The 2,023-nt window shown below is 74.8% G+C and carries 2 protein-coding genes; both read right to left on the minus strand.

The window, feature by feature from the left end; translation table 11 throughout:
• On the minus strand, positions 1 to 698 hold a 698-nt coding region (locus AC08ON_RS03425), incomplete at its 3' end, for an alanine racemase (protein ID WP_476616430.1).
• A 4-nt stretch (positions 699 to 702) separates the two neighbouring features.
• Positions 703 to 2,023 (minus strand): NAD(P)H-hydrate dehydratase (locus AC08ON_RS03430; protein WP_476616431.1); only part of this gene is annotated, 1,321 nt, incomplete at its 5' end.

The following is a 2,023-nucleotide window of genomic DNA, read 5'->3' on the forward strand; positions in this document are numbered from 1 at the left end:
GGTCGGACCAGGTCAAAATACGCATCCGGGCTGACCAGGGTAGCCGCCGAGTTCGCCAGATGCCGCACGGACGGGTGCAGCCCCGCCTTCGTGGCGATGTCGATCGCATCCCGGAAACGCCCGATCTGACCCTGCACCGTGGGATGCCCGGGGGCATCGGCGAACGCGAAGTGGCTCCACACACCGATCACCTCGATCACGCCCTCGGCCTCGAGCGCCGCCGCGGCGTCGCACAGCGCCGGCCAGTCGGCCTCCGTGGCTCCCGCCCGGCCGAGGCCCGTGTCCGCCTTGAGGTGCACCCGGGCGGTACGGCCGGTCCGCCGGGCCGCGGCGGCGGCCTCCTCGAGCGCCCAGCCCGCGGACGCGGACAGGTCGACATCCGCGGCGATGGCGGCGGCGAACGATTCACCGGGCGCCGCGAGCCAGGACAGCACCGGGACGGTGAACCCGGCCGCGCGCAGGGCGAGCGCCTCCTCGAGGAACGCCGTGCCGAGCCAGGTGGCCCCGCCCTCCAGAGCCGCCCGTGCGCACGGGATCATGCCGTGGCCGTAGCCGTCAGCCTTGACGACCGCCATAGTGGCGGCGTCGCCTGCCCGGGCGACGAGGGCGGCCACCGACGTGCGGACCGCGTCGAGATCGATGACGGCACAGGAACGAAGATCATTCCCGGCAGGAGGATCGGCTCGCTGTTCGGTCACGCCGTCACGCTACTCCGCGTGGCATCCGTCGCCGGTCGAGCAGGTCGCCGATGACCTGGGGCAGGAGGGCGGGCAGATCATTCGCTGCCAGCGGCACCGGGGCCCGCTCGGCGGCCCGGCCGTGCAGATAGGCGCCGACCGCCCCGGCCGTCGCGGGGGCGAGCCCGGCGGCGAGCAGCGAGCCAATCAGGCCGGTCAGCACGTCACCGGTCCCGGCGGTCCCCAGCCATGCCGATCCGGTCGTGTTGACCAGCGCCGATCCATCCGGCCGCACGACGAGCGTGCGGGCGCCCTTGAGCAGGATCACCGCTCCCGTCGCCGCCGCGGCCCGCCGGAGAACGGCGAGCCGATCGTCGGCGAGTTCGGCTGCGGTGGCCTGCGCGTCCCGGCCAAGGGCGACCGAGACGAACCGCTGGAACTCGCCCTCATGCGGTGTGATCAGCACCGGCGCCGCCCGCTCGGCGACGGCGGGCCGCGCCGCGATGATCTCGGCAAGCGGGTCGAGGCCCCCCGCGTCGACCAGGACCGGAAGGTCCGTCGCCAGCAACGCCGTCAGCAGGGTACGGACCGCGGGTCCCGGCGCCAGGCCTGGGCCGATCGCCCAGGCCTGGACCCGGCCGGCGGCCAGCATCGTGTCGGCGTCACCGGCCTCGATGACGGTCACGACGGCCTCGGGATGCGCCATCCGCACGAAATCGCCGGCCCTGCTCACGACCGCGCCGACGGCCTCGCCCGCGACCTTCTCGGCGTGCCCCGCGGTCACTACCCGCAGGTACCCGGCGCCACCACGCAGCGCGCCGCCGACCGCGAGCACCGCGGCGCCCGGATAGGCGTCGCTGCCGGCGACGAGGCCGAGGACCCCGCGACTGTACTTGGACGCCGTCGGGCTGGGAACGGGCAATGCCGCGGCGACGTCGGCGTCGGCGAGAGCGCACAGGTCGGGTTCAGGCAGGTCCAGTCCGATGTCGACCAGCTCGACGGGACCGGTGTAGGCGGCACCGGGCATGAGCCACAGGCCGCGTTTGCGGGTACCGAAGGTGACGGTACTGCTCGCCCGGACCGCCGGCCCCGCGACGGCCCCGGTGTCCGCGTCCACCCCGCTGGGGACGTCGACCGCCACCGTCCGTTCGGGGGGTGCCAGAACGGCGAGCCGGGCGTACGGCTCGCGCAGCCCGCCCCGGCCCCCGATGCCGAGCAACCCGTCCAGCACCAGATCGGCGGCGGCGAACAGGATACGCAGCCGCTCATCGTCGATCGGCTGCCCCGCACCCGCCGGACCGCCCGCGCCCACCACCGGACCCGGATGGTGCAGTCGGCCACCGGCC

It is taken from the genome of Frankia sp. CoWAU3 (assembly GCF_977971855.1).